This window comes from Testudinibacter sp. P80/BLE/0925, assembly GCF_053570785.1.
This window is the reverse complement of the sequence record NZ_CM131636.1, coordinates 1,141,376-1,156,707: the sequence shown is the minus strand read 5'-3', so window position 1 is coordinate 1,156,707 and position 15,332 is coordinate 1,141,376. Positions and strand designations below refer to the sequence as shown.

16 protein-coding genes and 1 other RNA gene are annotated in these 15,332 nt (G+C 49.4%); 9 read left to right on the top strand and 8 right to left on the bottom strand.

The window, feature by feature from the left end; all coding sequences use genetic code 11:
* Nucleotides 1–43: 43 nt before the first annotated feature.
* Both glnA and ACWA5Z_RS05540 read left to right on the top strand, forming a co-directional pair.
* Nucleotides 44–1,462 (top strand): glutamate--ammonia ligase, encoded by a 1,419-nt coding sequence (glnA, locus tag ACWA5Z_RS05545; RefSeq protein WP_431050569.1) that lies wholly within the window; start codon nucleotides 44–46, stop codon nucleotides 1,460–1,462.
* A gap of 240 nt (nucleotides 1,463–1,702) precedes the next feature.
* Nucleotides 1,703–2,494 (top strand): TatD family hydrolase, encoded by a 792-nt coding sequence (locus tag ACWA5Z_RS05540; RefSeq protein ID WP_431050567.1) that lies wholly within the window; start codon nucleotides 1,703–1,705, stop codon nucleotides 2,492–2,494.
* 22 nt (nucleotides 2,495–2,516) lie between these two features.
* On the opposite strand, the gene ACWA5Z_RS05535 is transcribed toward ACWA5Z_RS05540, so the two are convergent.
* Together ACWA5Z_RS05535 and ACWA5Z_RS05530 are read right to left on the bottom strand one after the other, a co-directional pair.
* On the bottom strand, nucleotides 2,517–2,879 hold the full coding sequence (locus ACWA5Z_RS05535) for a helix-turn-helix domain-containing protein (protein ID WP_431050565.1): 363 nt from the start codon (nucleotides 2,877–2,879) through the stop codon (nucleotides 2,517–2,519).
* 2 nt (nucleotides 2,880–2,881) lie between these two features.
* The gene (locus ACWA5Z_RS05530; protein ID WP_431050563.1) at nucleotides 2,882–3,184 is read right to left on the bottom strand and encodes a hypothetical protein; all 303 of its coding nucleotides are present in this window, start codon (nucleotides 3,182–3,184) and stop codon (nucleotides 2,882–2,884) included.
* Nucleotides 3,185–3,365: 181 nt separating this feature from the next.
* On the opposite strand from ACWA5Z_RS05530, the gene rsmE reads away from it, so the two are divergent.
* Genes rsmE through ruvX form a run of 4 tightly spaced genes read left to right on the top strand, consistent with a single transcriptional unit; the run spans nucleotide 3,366 to nucleotide 6,064 of the window.
* Entirely contained in the window at nucleotides 3,366–4,097 is a 732-nt protein-coding gene (gene rsmE, locus ACWA5Z_RS05525) for a 16S rRNA (uracil(1498)-N(3))-methyltransferase (RefSeq protein WP_431050561.1), read from the top strand.
* A gap of 10 nt (nucleotides 4,098–4,107) precedes the next feature.
* Nucleotides 4,108–5,082 (top strand): glutathione synthase, encoded by a 975-nt coding sequence (gene gshB / locus ACWA5Z_RS05520; RefSeq protein ID WP_431050559.1) that lies wholly within the window; start codon nucleotides 4,108–4,110, stop codon nucleotides 5,080–5,082.
* 2 nt (nucleotides 5,083–5,084) lie between these two features.
* Nucleotides 5,085–5,645 carry a YqgE/AlgH family protein gene (locus tag ACWA5Z_RS05515; protein ID WP_431054298.1) on the top strand — a complete coding sequence of 187 codons (561 nt, stop codon included), beginning with the start codon at nucleotides 5,085–5,087 and terminating at the stop codon, nucleotides 5,643–5,645.
* The gene (gene ruvX / locus ACWA5Z_RS05510) at nucleotides 5,645–6,064 is read left to right on the top strand and encodes a Holliday junction resolvase RuvX (protein WP_431050557.1); all 420 of its coding nucleotides are present in this window, start codon (nucleotides 5,645–5,647) and stop codon (nucleotides 6,062–6,064) included. The genes ACWA5Z_RS05515 and ruvX overlap by 1 nt, the downstream gene beginning before the upstream one ends.
* A gap of 84 nt (nucleotides 6,065–6,148) precedes the next feature.
* Here the strand turns inward: ruvX and icd are convergent, their stop codons facing one another.
* The gene (icd, locus tag ACWA5Z_RS05505; RefSeq protein ID WP_431050556.1) at nucleotides 6,149–7,399 is read right to left on the bottom strand and encodes an NADP-dependent isocitrate dehydrogenase; all 1,251 of its coding nucleotides are present in this window, start codon (nucleotides 7,397–7,399) and stop codon (nucleotides 6,149–6,151) included.
* A 150-nt stretch (nucleotides 7,400–7,549) separates the two neighbouring features.
* Here icd and ACWA5Z_RS05500 point away from each other — a divergent pair, with 150 nt between their 5' ends.
* On the top strand, nucleotides 7,550–8,242 hold the full coding sequence (locus ACWA5Z_RS05500; protein ID WP_431050554.1) for a pseudouridine synthase: 693 nt from the start codon (nucleotides 7,550–7,552) through the stop codon (nucleotides 8,240–8,242).
* 63 nt (nucleotides 8,243–8,305) lie between these two features.
* Here the strand turns inward: ACWA5Z_RS05500 and ACWA5Z_RS05495 are convergent, their stop codons facing one another.
* From ACWA5Z_RS05495 to cysZ, 3 genes are all read right to left on the bottom strand, one after another.
* A complete protein-coding gene (locus ACWA5Z_RS05495; RefSeq protein WP_431050552.1) occupies nucleotides 8,306–8,914 on the bottom strand; it encodes a YagU family protein in 609 nt (202 codons plus the stop codon).
* 209 nt (nucleotides 8,915–9,123) lie between these two features.
* Nucleotides 9,124–10,074 (bottom strand): cysteine synthase A, encoded by a 951-nt coding sequence (cysK, locus tag ACWA5Z_RS05490; protein WP_431050550.1) that lies wholly within the window; start codon nucleotides 10,072–10,074, stop codon nucleotides 9,124–9,126.
* 122 nt (nucleotides 10,075–10,196) lie between these two features.
* Nucleotides 10,197–11,006, bottom strand: a complete 810-nt coding sequence (gene cysZ, locus ACWA5Z_RS05485; protein ID WP_431050548.1) for a sulfate transporter CysZ — start codon at nucleotides 11,004–11,006, stop codon at nucleotides 10,197–10,199.
* 218 nt (nucleotides 11,007–11,224) lie between these two features.
* Between cysZ and zipA the strand changes: the two genes are divergently transcribed.
* Both zipA and ligA read left to right on the top strand, forming a co-directional pair.
* The gene (gene zipA / locus ACWA5Z_RS05480) at nucleotides 11,225–12,334 is read left to right on the top strand and encodes a cell division protein ZipA (RefSeq protein ID WP_431050546.1); all 1,110 of its coding nucleotides are present in this window, start codon (nucleotides 11,225–11,227) and stop codon (nucleotides 12,332–12,334) included.
* 76 nt (nucleotides 12,335–12,410) lie between these two features.
* A complete protein-coding gene (gene ligA / locus ACWA5Z_RS05475; RefSeq protein WP_431050544.1) occupies nucleotides 12,411–14,423 on the top strand; it encodes an NAD-dependent DNA ligase LigA in 2,013 nt (670 codons plus the stop codon).
* An 8-nt stretch (nucleotides 14,424–14,431) separates the two neighbouring features.
* On the opposite strand, the gene ACWA5Z_RS05470 is transcribed toward ligA, so the two are convergent.
* On the bottom strand, nucleotides 14,432–15,013 hold the full coding sequence (locus ACWA5Z_RS05470; RefSeq protein ID WP_431050542.1) for a 5-formyltetrahydrofolate cyclo-ligase: 582 nt from the start codon (nucleotides 15,011–15,013) through the stop codon (nucleotides 14,432–14,434).
* A 97-nt stretch (nucleotides 15,014–15,110) separates the two neighbouring features.
* Nucleotides 15,111–15,293, bottom strand: a non-coding RNA gene (ssrS, locus tag ACWA5Z_RS05465) — 6S RNA.
* Nucleotides 15,294–15,332 lie beyond the last annotated feature (39 nt).

Sequence of the window (15,332 nt, the reverse complement as noted above, 5' to 3'; positions counted from 1 at the left end):
GATTATTATATTTTTTCACGTTACCCTATAGAGGATTTTAGTTATGTCTCAGGCTGCTATCGCCAATGTATTTAAACTGATTGAGGAACACGGCGTCAAATTCGTGGATTTGCGCTTCACCGATATCAAAGGAACTGAACAACACATTTCCATCCCCAAAAGTGCGGTAGATGAAGATTTTTTCGAAGACGGCAAAATGTTTGACGGCTCGTCGATGGCAGGCTGGAAAACGATCAATAAATCCGACATGGTATTAATGCCGATTGCGGAAAGCGCGATTATCGATCCGTTTTTTGCGATTCCGACCTTAAGCATTCGTTGTGACGTCTTCGAGCCGACCACCATGCAAGGCTACGAGCGCGATCCGCGTTCCATTGCGCTGCGTGCCGAGGAATATTTGAAAGCCTCCGGCATTGCCGACACGGTTTTAGTCGGACCTGAACCGGAATTTTTCCTGTTTGACGACGTGCGTTTCCAAGTCGGTATGGGGGCGAGTTCGTTTGCGATTGACGACGAAGAAGCCGCATGGAACAGCAACACCGAATACGAAGGCGGCAACAGCGGCTATCGCCCGGCGGTGAAAGGCGGCTATTTCCCGGTGCCACCGGTCGATTCGTCGCAAGATATCCGCTCCGAAATGTGCTTGTTAATGGAAGAATTCGGCTTAGTGGTTGAAGCGCACCACCATGAAGTGGCGACTGCCGGTCAAAATGAAATCGCTTGCCGCTTCAACACCTTAACCTTAAAGGCGGACGAAACCCAAATTTATAAATATGTGGTGCGCAACGTGGCGCACGAACACGGTAAAACCGCCTGCTTTATGCCGAAACCGCTGTTCGGCGACAACGGCTCGGGCATGCACGTGCACATTTCCTTAAGCAAAGACGGCGTGAACCTGTTCTCAGGCGACAAATACGCCAACTTATCCGAAACCGCACTTCACTTTATCGCCGGGGTGGTGAAACATGCCAAAGCGTTGAATGCGTTCACCAACCCAAGCACCAACTCCTATAAACGTTTGGTGCCGGGGTATGAAGCGCCGGTGCTGTTAGCGTATTCGGCAAGCAACCGCTCTGCCTCGATTCGCATTCCGACGGTCAACAGCCCGAAAGCGCGCCGTATCGAAGTGCGCTTCCCGGATCCGTGCGCCAATCCGTATTTAGCGTTTTCCGCAATCTTAATGGCGGGCTTGGACGGCGTCATCAACAAGTTAAATCCGGGCGACGCGATGGATAAAAACTTGTACGACTTGCCACCGGAAGAACTGAAACAAGTGCCGCACGTTGCCGGCTCGTTGGACGAAGCATTGAATGCGTTGCAAGAAGACCACGATTTCTTAACCCGCGGCGGCGTGTTCAGCCACGATTTCATCGCGGCTTATGTCGAATTGAAATCGAAAGACGTACAACGTTTAAGAATGTTGCCACACCCGGCTGAATTTGAAATGTATTACGCGATGTAAGTTGATTTTAAATCGTCGGATTTAAAATAAGGGCGTATGTTAATGCGCCCTTTTGTCGTAATATTGACACAATTCCCTTCTCCCTTGATGGGAGAAGGTGTCCGATAGGACGGATGAGGGTGAACCTTCCCTCATCCTGATTTTAGCGTCTGAACGACGCTAAAACCTGTCCTTCTCCCACAAGGGGAGAAGGAATTCTTAAAATTTATACTATACCGCCATTTAAACAAGAGAACCGCCATGCCCTTTTTCGACACCCACACCCATTTTGATTATCTGCTTCACCAGCGCCAACAATCCGCAGCCGAAGGCGTGGCGGAGACAAGGGCGGCCGGGGTGGAAAAAATCTTGATTGCGGCGGTGACGGCGGAACAATTCGACGGCCTGACCGCACTTTGCACCCAAGCCCCGGCACAACTGTGCTACGGTTTGGGCTTACATCCGTTATATATCCAGCAACATCAAGAGGCTGATTTAGAGCGGCTCAAAGTGCGGTTGCAAGCCAAACCGCACTTATGTAAAGCCGTGGCGGAAGTCGGTTTGGAGCGCGCGATCGAAGCGTTGATTACCCCTGAAATGTGGCAAAAGCAGAGCCATTTTTTGGAAAGCCAACTCTATTTTGCACGTGAGTTTAACCTGCCGATCAGCCTGCATTCGCGCCGCAGCCACGATCAGCTGTATACCTTTTTGAAACGGATTTCACTGCCGAAAAAAGGCGTGGTGCACGGTTTTGCCGGCAGTTATCATCAAGCCAAACGTTTTGTCGATCTCGGCTATTTTATCGGCGTAGGCGGCACAATCACCTACCAGCGCGCCAATAAAACCCGTGAGGCGATCCGTCGATTGCCGTTAGACTGCTTAGTGTTAGAAACCGACAGCCCGGATATGCCGCTGTTCGGTTATCAAGGCGAACCCAATCGCCCGGCACGCTTGCCGTTGGTCTTGCAAGCCTTAAGCGAATTGCGTAGCGAATCCGCCCAACAAATCGAACAAACAATCTGGCAAAACAGCCGCGCGCTGTTTGATTTTTAACGCTATCTTGCAGATCGCTGGCTTAGCGTAGTTCGTTAATCAGCTCCGGTTTGCGGTGTAGCAAATCAAGTAGCGTTTTGGCTGCACCACTTGGATTGCGCAACCCTTGCTCCCATGAACGCAGGGTGTTGAGCGAAATTCCCAGTTTTTCGGCAAATTTAGGCTGAGATAACTGCATTTTATTTCGCGTGGCTACAATTGGCGACACAGCAATTTTGGTGATCCGTGCGCTACTATAGTCACCATTTTTCATGTCGGTGAGAGTCTCGTGCAAATCCTTGGCATATTCCGCCATGTCCGGATCATCTTCAATAATCGCAGTGACAATTTGATCTACATTCCAATTTTGGGTTTTTTCCTGAATTTTTTGATAAATCTTATCCATGTCTAACTCCTTTTTAATTGCTTAATATCTTGCGGTGAGAGATTTGCTTTTTCATTTTTCGGGTAAATATCGATCATGACAATGACACCGTCTTCGAGCAAATTAAAATAAATCACTCTTGCTCCACCTCGTTTACCTTTACCGCTAGCCTGCCAACGCACCTTGCGCATACCGTCCGAATGAGGGATAACATCACCGCTCAAAGGATATTGAGAAATATAACTAAAAAATTCAAGCCGCTCATCTTCTGTCCAAATCGCTTTCACTTTATGCTGAAATTGAGGACGTTCGATAATAGTATACATTATGTCTCCTTAGTTCAAATGTATTATATATCTTACTTTGTAATAGTTAAAATAAAACATTTGATCGCCAGAGAAGAAAAAACAGCAACTCAAAATATAAACAAGTGCCAAAGTGCGGTTAGTGTTTTATTTTTATCGGTGTTATGATTCCGGTATGACATTTACCACTACATGAGCAGCTATGCGAATTCCACGAATTTATCACCCCGAACCGTTGACCGCACTTAGTCATTGCGAATTAAGCGACGAGGCAGTCAACCACGTTGCCCGCGTGTTACGCATGACCGTCGGGCAACAACTTGAATTATTTGACGGCAGCAACCATATTTATCCTGCTACGATTAATCAAATAAGCAAAAAATCGGTCAACGTGCGGTTGGCGGCGGCGATTAAAGATGATCGCGAGTCCAATCTGACGATTCATTTGGGGCAAGTGATTTCGCGCGGCGACCGTATGGAATTCACCATTCAAAAATCGGTCGAGTTGGGCGTGAATGTGATCACGCCGCTGTGGTCGGAACGTTGCGGCGTGAAGCTGGACAGCGAGCGCACGGAGAAAAAAATTCAGCAATGGCAGAAAATTGCGATTGCCGCTTGCGAACAATGCGGGCGCAATCGGATTCCCGAAATTCGCCCGCTGATGAAACTGACGGATTGGTGTGCAGAAGAAACGGATATGCTAAAACTGAATTTACACCCGCGCGCCGACGTCGGCATTCGTCAATTAAAAAATATTCCCGCAACCGGTGTACGCTTGTTAATCGGCTCGGAAGGCGGTTTATCACCAACGGAAATCGCAATGACGGAGCAACGGCAATTTCAATCGGTACTACTCGGCAAACGCGTATTGCGCACCGAAACCGCAGCTTTGGCGGCAATTACCGCCCTGCAAGTCTGTTTCGGTGATTTATAAGGAAAAAAGCATGATTAAACTCGGCATTGTGATGGATCCGATTCAGTCCATCAATATCAAAAAAGATTCCAGTTTCGCGATGTTGGAACAGGCGCAAGCGCGCGGTTATCAACTGTATTACATGGAAATGAACGACTTGTTTTTAGACAAAGGTGTCGCCAAAGCACGTATGCGCCGGCTGGAAGTGCGTTATGACTACAACGACTGGTTTGGCTTTTTAAGCGAAGAAACCCTGGAACTGGCGGCGTTGGACGTGATTTTAATGCGCAAAGATCCTCCGTTCGACACCGAATTTATCTATGCCACTTACATGTTAGAGCGGGCGGAAGAACAAGGCTGCTTAATCGTGAATAAACCGCAAAGCCTGCGTGACTGCAACGAAAAACTCTATACCGCGTGGTTCGCCGAATTAACGCCCGAAACCTTGGTGACGCGCGATACGGCACGAATCAAAGCCTTTCATCGGCAACACGGCGATATTATTTTAAAACCGTTGGACGGCATGGGCGGCAGCTCGGTTTTCCGTGTTAAACAAGATGATCCGAACTTATCGGTGATTATTGAAACGTTAACCGGTTTAGGTAAACATTACTGCATGGCGCAAACCTACATTCCGAAAATCGTCAACGGTGATAAACGGATTCTGGTGGTAGACGGCGAGCCCGTGCCTTACTGCTTGGCACGGATTCCGCAAAAAGGCGAAACGCGCGGCAATCTGGCGGCAGGCGGCAGCGGTGAAGCCCGTCCGCTCAACGGACATGATTGGGCGATCGCCAAAGCGGTTGCGCCGTACTTAAAACAAAAAGGGCTGATTTTTGTCGGCTTAGATGTAATCGGCGATAAACTGACCGAAATCAATGTCACCAGTCCGACTTGCATTCGTGAAATCGAAACGGCATTTCCGCAAATCTCGATTACTTCAATGTTAATGAATGCGATTGAACGCCGCTTACAGGCAAAAGAAACAGAGGAAAGGAGAGGATAATGATGAAATTACAAGACCATTTTCTGTTGGCAATGCCGGGCATGGATGACCCGTTTTTTAAAAATTCACTGATTTATATTTGTGAACACAATGACGAAGGCTCGATGGGGATCATGTTAACTCGCGCAACCGATATCAGCGTGCCGGAAATCGTTGCCAAGCTGAATTTTTTAATTGCTGATCAGCGTGAATACCGCCGTGACGATGTGGTATTAATCGGCGGACCGGTCGGCGTCGAACGCGGTTTTATTCTGCACACCAAATGTATTCCGCCGTTTCAACACAGCTTTGCGGTGTCGGATGAGGTTTGGCTGACCACTTCGGCGGACATACTGCAAACCGTCGGGCGTGCCAATGCGCCGGAAAAATATCTGGTGGCACTCGGCTGTTGCACTTGGCAGCCGCAGCAATTGGAACGGGAAATTGCCGATAATGCCTGGTTGGTGTTGGAATCAAATGAACATTTGCTGTTTGATGTGCCTTATGATCATCGCTGGTTGGAAGCGAACCGCACTTTGGGTTTCGAGCCGACCTATTTAACCACGCACGCAGGGCACGCCTAATGGGATTTACCGCACTTGCCTTCGATTTTGGCGTAAAAAGTATCGGTTGTGCCGTCGGGCAAAGTATCACCGGCACGGCACAAGCCTTGAACGCGTTTAAAGCCAACGACGGCGTCCCTGACTGGGCGCTGATTGAAAAATGCCTGCAAGAGTGGCAACCGAAAATCGTGATTGTCGGCTTGCCGCTGAATATGGATGGCACCGAGCAAGACATCACCCAACGGGCGCGCAAATTTTCGCAACGCATTCACGGACGCTTCGGGGTACAAGTCGAATTGCACGATGAGCGCCTCAGCACCGTCGAAGCGCGCGCCGAAATCTTCGCCCGCCGCGGTTTTAAAGCCTTGGAAAAAGGCAAGATCGACTCAATCTCCGCCTGTATTATTCTGGAAAGCTGGTTTGAAACCCAGCCGTTATAACCTCATTCATTCGTTATAATTAACGATAAAAAACCACAACATTCGCACGTTGTGGTTTTATTTTGGCTTTTGCAAGCGCGTCGATTACATATTATCCACAATGTCCTGTGCAAATTCGGAACATTTGCGCAAGGTCGCACCGTCCATCAAACGCTCGAAATCGTAGGTCACGGTTTTGTTGGAAATCGCTTTTTCCATGCCGCTCACCACCAGATCCGCCGCTTCGATCCAGCCTAAATGGCGCAACATCATTTCGCCGCTCAAAATCAATGAACCCGGATTGACTTTGTCCTGCCCGGCGTATTTCGGCGCAGTGCCGTGGGTCGCTTCAAAAATCGCGCATTCGTCGCCGATATTCGCGCCGGGCGCAATGCCGATTCCGCCCACTTGCGCTGCCAACGCGTCAGAAATATAGTCACCGTTCAGGTTCATGGTGGCGATCACATCATACTCTTTCGGGCGTAACAAAATTTGTTGCAGGAATGCGTCGGCAATCACGTCATTGACGGTGATGGTTTTACCGCTCTTCGGATTTTTGAAGCTCATCCACGGGCCGCCGTCCAATAGTTCCGCACCAAACTCTTTTTGCGCGACTTCATAGCCCCAATTTTTGAATGCGCCTTCGGTGAATTTCATGATATTGCCTTTGTGCACCAGCGTCACCACATCACGATCATTATCAATCGCATATTGGATTGCGGCGCGGACTAAGCGTTGCGTACCGGCTTTCGAGGTCGGTTTAATCCCGATTCCGCAATCCTCGGTAAAACGGATTTTGTTGACGCCCATTTCTTTGATCAGAAATTCGATCACTTTTTCTGCGTCCGGCGTGCCGGCTTGCCATTCTACCCCGGCATAAATGTCTTCCGAGTTTTCACGGAAAATCACCATGTCGGTGTATTCCGGGTGTTTCAACGGGCTCGGCGTGCCTTCATAATAGCGCACCGGGCGCAAGCAGATATACAGATCCAACAGTTGGCGCAACGCCACGTTGAGGGAACGGATACCACCGCCGATTGGCGTGGTTAAAGGGCCTTTAATTGCCACGCGGTATTCCTTGATCAGATCCAAGGTTTCTTGCGGCAACCACTCGTTTTCGCCGTATATTTTGGTGGATTTTTCACCGGTATACACTTCCATCCACTCGATTTTACGCTGTCCGTTATAGGCTTTTGCCACCGCGGCATCCAACACCAAACGCATTGCCGGCGTGACATCCACCCCGATCCCGTCGCCCTCGATAAACGGAATAATCGGATTATTCGGCACATTCAACCGACCATTTTCTAACGTAATTTTAGCACCTTGATTCGGGACAACGACTTTACTTTGCATATTTGCTCCTTTTCCGTTTTGGGTTGTATAAAGTCCACAGACTCTAAAAAAATATACTCTCGTTAAGCATTAGGATAGTATAGTTTTTCGCTGAGGATTTCTTTTATTCATATCACACTTTCACAATTTTTTTAATAATTTTTTAACATTATGCGCAAACCTAAGACAAGCAACCGCACTTTTCGCCATTCATCGCCCCGCTCAATACAGCGAACCGCACTTTTGCACGCAAAACGCAGCAAAACCATCAACCTTGAAGACACCATCATTGTACTCTTGAATAAGCCGTTTGATGTGCTGACCCAATTCAGCGATGAGCAACAACGCGCCACCTTGAAAAACTACATTCCGCGTGCCGAAGTCTATCCGGTCGGGCGCTTGGATCGCGACAGCGAAGGTTTGCTACTGCTCACCAATAATGGACAATTGCAACACCGTCTGACCGATCCGAAATTTAAAACGGTGAAAACCTATTGGGCGCAAGTGGAAGGCGTTCCCGATGAAACCGCACTTGCCGCGCTGCGTAGCGGCGTCATCTTAAATGATGGCAAAACCTTACCGGCTAAAGTGCGGTTAATCCCTGAACCGGCTGATTTGTGGCAACGCAATCCACCGATTCGCACGCGTAAAAATATCCCGACCGCTTGGCTGGAAATCCAAATCCACGAAGGGCGTAACCGCCAAGTGCGACGTATGACCGCCCATATCGGCTTCCCCACCTTGCGCTTAATCCGTGCCGCAACCGCCGGATTGACTTTACAAGGATTAGCCAACGGCGAATACCGCACTTTGAGTTTAGAGGATAAAGTGCGGTTGATGACGTTGGTGGGATTAAATTCGTAAATAAAAGAGATAAAAAAATCCGAGCCAAGGCTCGGATTTTTTACTTTTGTGCATTAACTAAGATTAACGGAACGGCGCGTTCAACGGCACTTCCGCATCCGGTTCGTGAGTAATGCGGTTGCGCAGATCACGGCGGATCACCTCGATAGTCCAGAACCAGAAGATGTGCCCGACTAACTCGGAAATGTGTTCGTACAGAGGCCACTCGGAAACCGGCGGGGTTAAGCCCAACATCGGGAAAGTGATGTAATGCACGGCAATATTCGCCAGAATACCGGCGCCGATACCTTGCCAGAATTTGATTTTCGGGAAGCGCTCGGCAACGATACAGTAACCGATCGCGAACACCAATGAGAAAATCATATGGGTGACGCCAATCCAGTTAAATGCGTGATCGGCAAAGGTAAACGCGGCTTCGGTCGGATCAATACCGATATAATCGCGCAGGAAAACGTGTGGCGGATTCAAAAACGCACGCGAACAAACGTCCAATGCCTGTGACGGATCTTTACACGCGGCGGCGAACAGATCTAACGGACTGCGCGGTGGGAACGGGTGCTCGGCGCCCCATTTTACGAAAGCAGAAATAATCCCGGCGATAATCCCGATAAATACCGCTAAGCCATAACGGCGGCGTGCCGGATCAGTTTGTTCAAACAACCCTATTGACATGATGTGATAACTCCTAAATATAGTACAGGCTAAGCCTACTTTTATTATTACGTGCCAAAGTAATAACGTTTTTTCTCTTTTTATTGCTATTCAAGACTCCAAATGAATAAAATAAAAAACAAAAAATCCCTGAGCATTCCACTCAGGGATCAAATTATACTTACTTTTAGGTATAAATTAAATATCAATTTATGTATGGTTATTTCTTATTACACATCAATTCCGTCAAAGAGTGCGGTGCTGAGGTAACGTTCAGAGGCTGAAGGCAGAATCACCACCACTAATTTGTCGGTAAATTCCGGCAATTTGGCGATTCTGTCCGCCGCCGCAACCGCAGCACCGGAAGAAATGCCGCCCAGAATGCCCTCTTCCGCCAGCAAACGGCGCGCGGTCGCAATCGCAGTATCGCTGTCCACCGTTTCCACCCGGTCAATTAAGGACAAGTCCAAATTTTTCGGAATAAACCCGGCACCAATGCCTTGAATTTTATGCGGACCCGGCTTGACCTCTTCGCCGTTGCGGGTTTGGGTGATCACCGGCGATTCGGCGGGCTCAACCGCAATCGAGGTGATCGCTTTGCCAAAATCCTGTTTGATCGCACGGCTGACACCGGTAATCGTACCACCGGTGCCGACGCCGGCAACCAATACATCGACTTTACCTGCGGTATCATTCCAAATTTCAGGACCGGTGGTTTGTTGGTGAATTGCCGGGTTTGCCGGGTTTTCAAACTGTTTTAAAATGATATAGCGGTTCGGATCGGAAGCCGCAATTTCTTCGGCTTTGGCAATCGCGCCTTTCATGCCTTTGGCGCCTTCGGTCAACACCAAGTTGACCCCCAAACCTTTCAACAGCCGTTTACGCTCCAAGCTCATGGTTTCCGGCATGGTTAGGGTGATTTTATAACCGCGTGCCGCCGCGACATAGGCTAACGCGATTCCGGTGTTGCCGCTGGTCGCATCGACAATTTCTTTGTCTTTGGTCAGGGTGCCGTCTTTTTCCGCCTGCCACACCATATTGGCACCGATACGGCATTTTACGCTGAAACTCGGGTTGCGTGATTCGATCTTCGCCAACACATTGCCGTTATTGCCAAAATGTTTTAAACGGACTAACGGCGTGTTGCCAATGGTTTGTGAATTATCTGCAAAAATTGTCATAGTAACCTCTTGTTGTCATCGATATATGGGTCGCTTTTGAAGCCATGAGCAGAGCATAATCGCTTTTCTAATAAAACAATAATGGTTTGTTGTTATACGTTATAACCTATGGTTATTTCATCTTACGGAATTAAATCGGTCGGTGTGCGGGTTGCCACCTCGGTGCGGCCACTTGTCCGGCGGAAATCCGCATTCGACACCACCCGGTAATGCTCGACCCAAAGTGCGGTCGCGCCGCACACCGCCACCGGAATAATAATAAAATTCAGAAACGGAATAAAGGTACAGATCGAGACCAAGCCGCCGAATGTCAGGTTTAGGCTGCGTTTTTCCGCCAGTTGGTAGCGCATTTGCTTAAACGGGATTTTATGATTGTCAAACGGATAATCACCATATTGAATCGCCGCCATCCAAGCACCGTATAAGAAAAACAGCGGCGGAACCAAGGTTTGCCCGATACCCGGCACGAAGCTGAGAATAAATAAGCCGATAAATTTCGGAAAGGAATAGGCAAATTTTTGCCACTCGCGCAATAAAATACGCGGCGTATCTTTTGCCAAATCCAACATGCCCATGTCATCCAGCGCTTGTCCGGTCAGCATCCGTTCCACTTTCTCCGCCAAAATGCCATTGAACGGCGCGGCGATAAAGCCGGCAAGCAGATTGAAAATAAAGAAAAAAACCAACAACACCGTGACAATCGCCAAAGCATAAATAATATAACCCAGCCAGTCGAGCCACGCCGGCACAAAACTGACCGTCCACGCCGCCAAGCTGCCGATTTGCCCTAACATCACCCAAAACACCAACACTAACAGCACAATATTGATTAAAATCGGCATGATGACAAAACGGCGTAATCCCGGTTGGGTGATCAAATGCCAGCCGCGTAAGAAATATTCCAAACCTTGTTTGAATTCGGATTGATACATGTTTCCTTCCCTTATTCAGTTAACTGTCGCCCACTATAAGTGACTGTCTGGGCGAAAGCAAATAGAAACAAAGCGCAACAGCCCCTACCCTGTTACGGAAAAAATATGATAAGCTACCAAAACCGATCTCTGGTTGTGGTTGTGGGCGTTATTGGTTTCATTCGATGTTCGCCAGTGTGTATGTACCCTGAACAACGTTAAAAAAGAATAGGTTCATAATGGATTCACATATTATTTTAATCATTCTCATCGTACTTATTTTGGTGATTCTCGTCGCTCACGGACTGTGGTCGAGCCGTCGGGAAAAATCACAACTGTTTAAATCCGCGAACACCTTCACCTACGATTCCCGCACCGAAGGGCAGGATCTGCCGGATCGCCATCCGCAAGCCGCGAATGCCGGCGAGCATGGCTATACCACGCCGGAAACAAGCACCACGGCAGCCAACACCGAGTATTCGACACAAGCGGCATACGAAGCACCGCAGCAAGCCAGACAGGAAACAGCACAAGCGCCGGTTTCGGTTGAACAGGCGGTCAGCAAGATTCGGATTACCTTGCCGCAAGCAACGCAAGCGGTTGCAAGTGCGGTTGCGACAACACAAAGCAGCAACGCCGAATCGCTTTCCCGTTCTTCGCTGCTGAATCGCACCATTGCCGACTTAGAACAAGAAATCGACAGCGAAGAAGGCATTAACACCTCCTCCACGATTTTGCGCGAAGAACTGGCGAAGATGACACAGCAAAATAAAATCAACATTACCGAACCGATTGTCGATACTGCGCCAATCAATCCGACCAGTGCCGCCGAAAGCGTGCGTGCCCGGTTGAATCCGCAACCGGTTGCTGTGCCAAACGAAGCCGTTGCGGGCGAAACAAGCCATGCAGAACAACCTCAAGAAGCCGCACCGGCAGCGCCTGTCGCTGAAAAACCCGCCCGCTTAATACTGTATGTGGTTGCCCCCGGCGCCCAAGGTTTCCAAGGCACGCAAGTGGTACAATCGCTGGAAAGCCTCGGCTTCCTGTTCGGGCAGCACCAACTGTATCACCGCCATCTTGATTTGGACGGCAATTCGCCGATTCTGTTCAGTGCCGCCAATATGATGAATCCGGGGATTTTTGATTTGGATAACCTTGCCGATTTCCGCACCGCCGGTTTAGTCTTATTTATGCACCTGCCGTCACCGGGCAGCGATTTGGCAAACTTCCGCTTATTATTACGCGCCGCGCAAACATTGGCGCAACAATTGGGCGGACAAGTACTCAACGACAAGCGCCAACCGTTTGACGAAAGCTCAAAAAATCACTACTTGAGTTTGATTAATTGATCACTTAGGTATAACCGCCACATATCAACCGCACTTTTCGTTAAAAGTGCGGTCTTTATTTAGATATAACAACACCATGAATACACAAACCGTTTCCGAGCAAATTGAACAACTTCGTCGACAACTCCGTCAACATGAATACCTTTATCATGTGTTGGATCAACCGCAAATTCCCGACGGCGAATATGATCGCTTAATGAATCAACTGAAACAGTTGGAAGCGGATCATCCCGAATTGATCACTGCCGATTCGCCGACACAACGGGTCGGGGCGAAGCCGCTAGCCGGCTTTCGCCAGATTACCCATGAACTGCCAATGCTCTCGCTGGATAACGCCTTTTCCGACGACGATTTTTTTGCCTTCACTAAGCGGATTCAAGAGCGATTGGGCAATTCAGATGAACTCACCTTTTGTTGTGAGCCGAAGCTGGACGGTTTAGCCGTCAGTATTTTGTATGTCAACGGCGTACTAAGCCAAGCCTCAACCCGTGGCGACGGCACCACCGGCGAAGATATTACCAATAACATCCGCACCATCCGCAATATTCCATTACAGTTGTTAACGGCACATCCGCCGGCGCGTCTGGAAGTGCGCGGCGAAGTATTTATGCCGCATGCGGCATTTGAACGCCTGAACCAAGATTCGTTGCAACACGGGCAAAAAACCTTTGCCAATCCGCGCAATGCCGCTGCCGGCTCATTGCGTCAGCTGGATCCGAAAATCACCCGTCAACGCCAGTTAAGTTTAAACGCGTACAGTATCGGCATTTCCGAAGGGGTGCAATTACCTGCTACTCATTACGAACGCCTGCAATGGCTGCAATCTATCGGGCTGCCGATTAATAAGGAAATCCGCCTGTGCCGAGGCGAAGCCGAAGTATTGCAATATTACCAACAAATGGGCGCAAAACGTGAGCAACTGGGTTACGACATTGACGGCACGGTATTGAAAGTCAATGAGATTGCGCTGCAAACACAGCTCGGCTTTGTTGCCCGCGCGCCACGCTGGGCGATTGCCTATAAGTTTCCTGCACAGGAACAATTAACCGTGCTGAACAGCGTGGAATTTCAGGTCGGGCGCACCGGCGCGATTACGCCGGTGGCAAAACTCGAGCCCGTCTTTGTCGCCGGCGTCACCGTCAGCAATGCCACCCTGCATAACGGTGATGAAATCGCACGTCTCGGGATCGCGATTGGCGATACCGTGATTATCCGCCGCGCCGGGGATGTGATTCCGCAAATTACCGGCGTTTTATTAGCGCGCCGTCCTGCCAATGCACAGCCGATTCACTTCCCGCAGCACTGCCCGGTGTGCGGCTCGGCGATCGTGCGGATTGACGGCGAAGCGGTGGCACGTTGCACCGGCGGTTTATTCTGCGACGCACAGCGCAAAGAAGCCTTGAAACATTTTGTCTCGCGCAAAGCGTTGGACATTGACGGTGTGGGCGACAAACTGATCGAACAATTAGTTGATCGCGAATTGCTGCACACCCCTGCCGATCTGTTCCGTCTGGATAAAATCACGCTTATGCGTTTGGAACGTATGGGCGAGAAATCGGCACAAAATGCGCTGAACAGCCTGGAAAAAGCGAAAAAAACCACGCTGGCACGGTTTATTTTCGCCCTCGGCATTCGCGATGTCGGCGAAGCCACCGCACAAAATCTCGCCAACCATTTTAAAACGTTAGAGGCAATCCGCGTTGCTGATCAAGAACAGTTAAAAGCAGTGCAGGATGTCGGCGACGTAGTGGCAATGCGGATTTACCTGTTCTGGCAAGAAGCGCACAATGTCAGCGTGGTCGAAGATTTGCTGGCACAAGGCGTGCATTGGGACGCCATCGAAGAAAAAGAGATTGGCGATAACCCGTTGAAGGGTAAAAATGTGGTACTCACCGGCACCTTAACCCAAATGAACCGCGATCAGGCAAAAGCCTATTTGCAACAGCTCGGCTGCAAAGTCAGCGGCAGCGTTTCCTCGAAAACCGATTACCTGATCGCCGGCGAAAAAGCCGGTTCCAAACTGAGCAAAGCGCAAGAATTGGGGGTTCGGGTGTTATCGGAAGCGGAATTTTCGGCGTTAGTGAGTTGAGGAATCAATCATCCCGCCAAAATCTGCGCCAACGGCACATCCCAATGTTCAACCGGCAGTTGTTCAACTTGTTGGCATTGGTGTGCCAAGCCGACCGGAATAAAGCGTTTCCGTTGCCAATGTTGCAAAGTGCGGTCATAGAAACCGCCGCCCATGCCTAAACGGTTACCCTGTCGATCAAACGCCACCAACGGCGTAAATACCATATCCAATTCGGATTGCGGCACCAGTGCGGTAATATCCAAGTGCGGTTCCGGGATGGCAAACGCGTTTGCTTTTAGTCGGGTATCCGGCTGATAGCGGAAAAACAGTAAATGTCCGCTGACAAACGGGTGCAAACGCGGCAAACACACCGTTTTTCCTTGCTGCCATAGCCTTTCAATCAAAAGTGCGGTCGAGATTTCGCCGTTACAAGCGAGATACAAGGCAATGGTTTGCGCCCCGCGCTGTTCAATCAATGCCAACGCTTGTCGGCAAATACGCCGTTCTGCCTGTTGTTGCTGTTCTTGGCTGAGCTGCGAACGTTGCTGACGCATGTGTCGGCGCAAGGCTTGGCGTTGTTCGGCGATCGACGGTGGGGATGTTGTCATAAGTGCGGTCTTGTCATCTGTACAATGTTATCTGTGCAATGTTGTCATCTGTGCGTTGACAGGTTGCGTCAAATCATTCGGCCGATTTGACGAAAGAAAGGAACCCGGAGTGCCGTTGCGAATAATCGGTCCTTGAACCCTACGGTTCAAGGGAGCCAGTCATACCGTCTTCAGGCTTCTCGATCGAGCCGAGCTTGCACACCGACAGTGGGGGACCGACTCTAAAAGTTTAAAGTATCGGCTCAGGGACTTAATCCGCTGACGCACACCCCAGGAAATTTATTATTTAAATACTAGCCTAATTCAACAAAAAGTACCA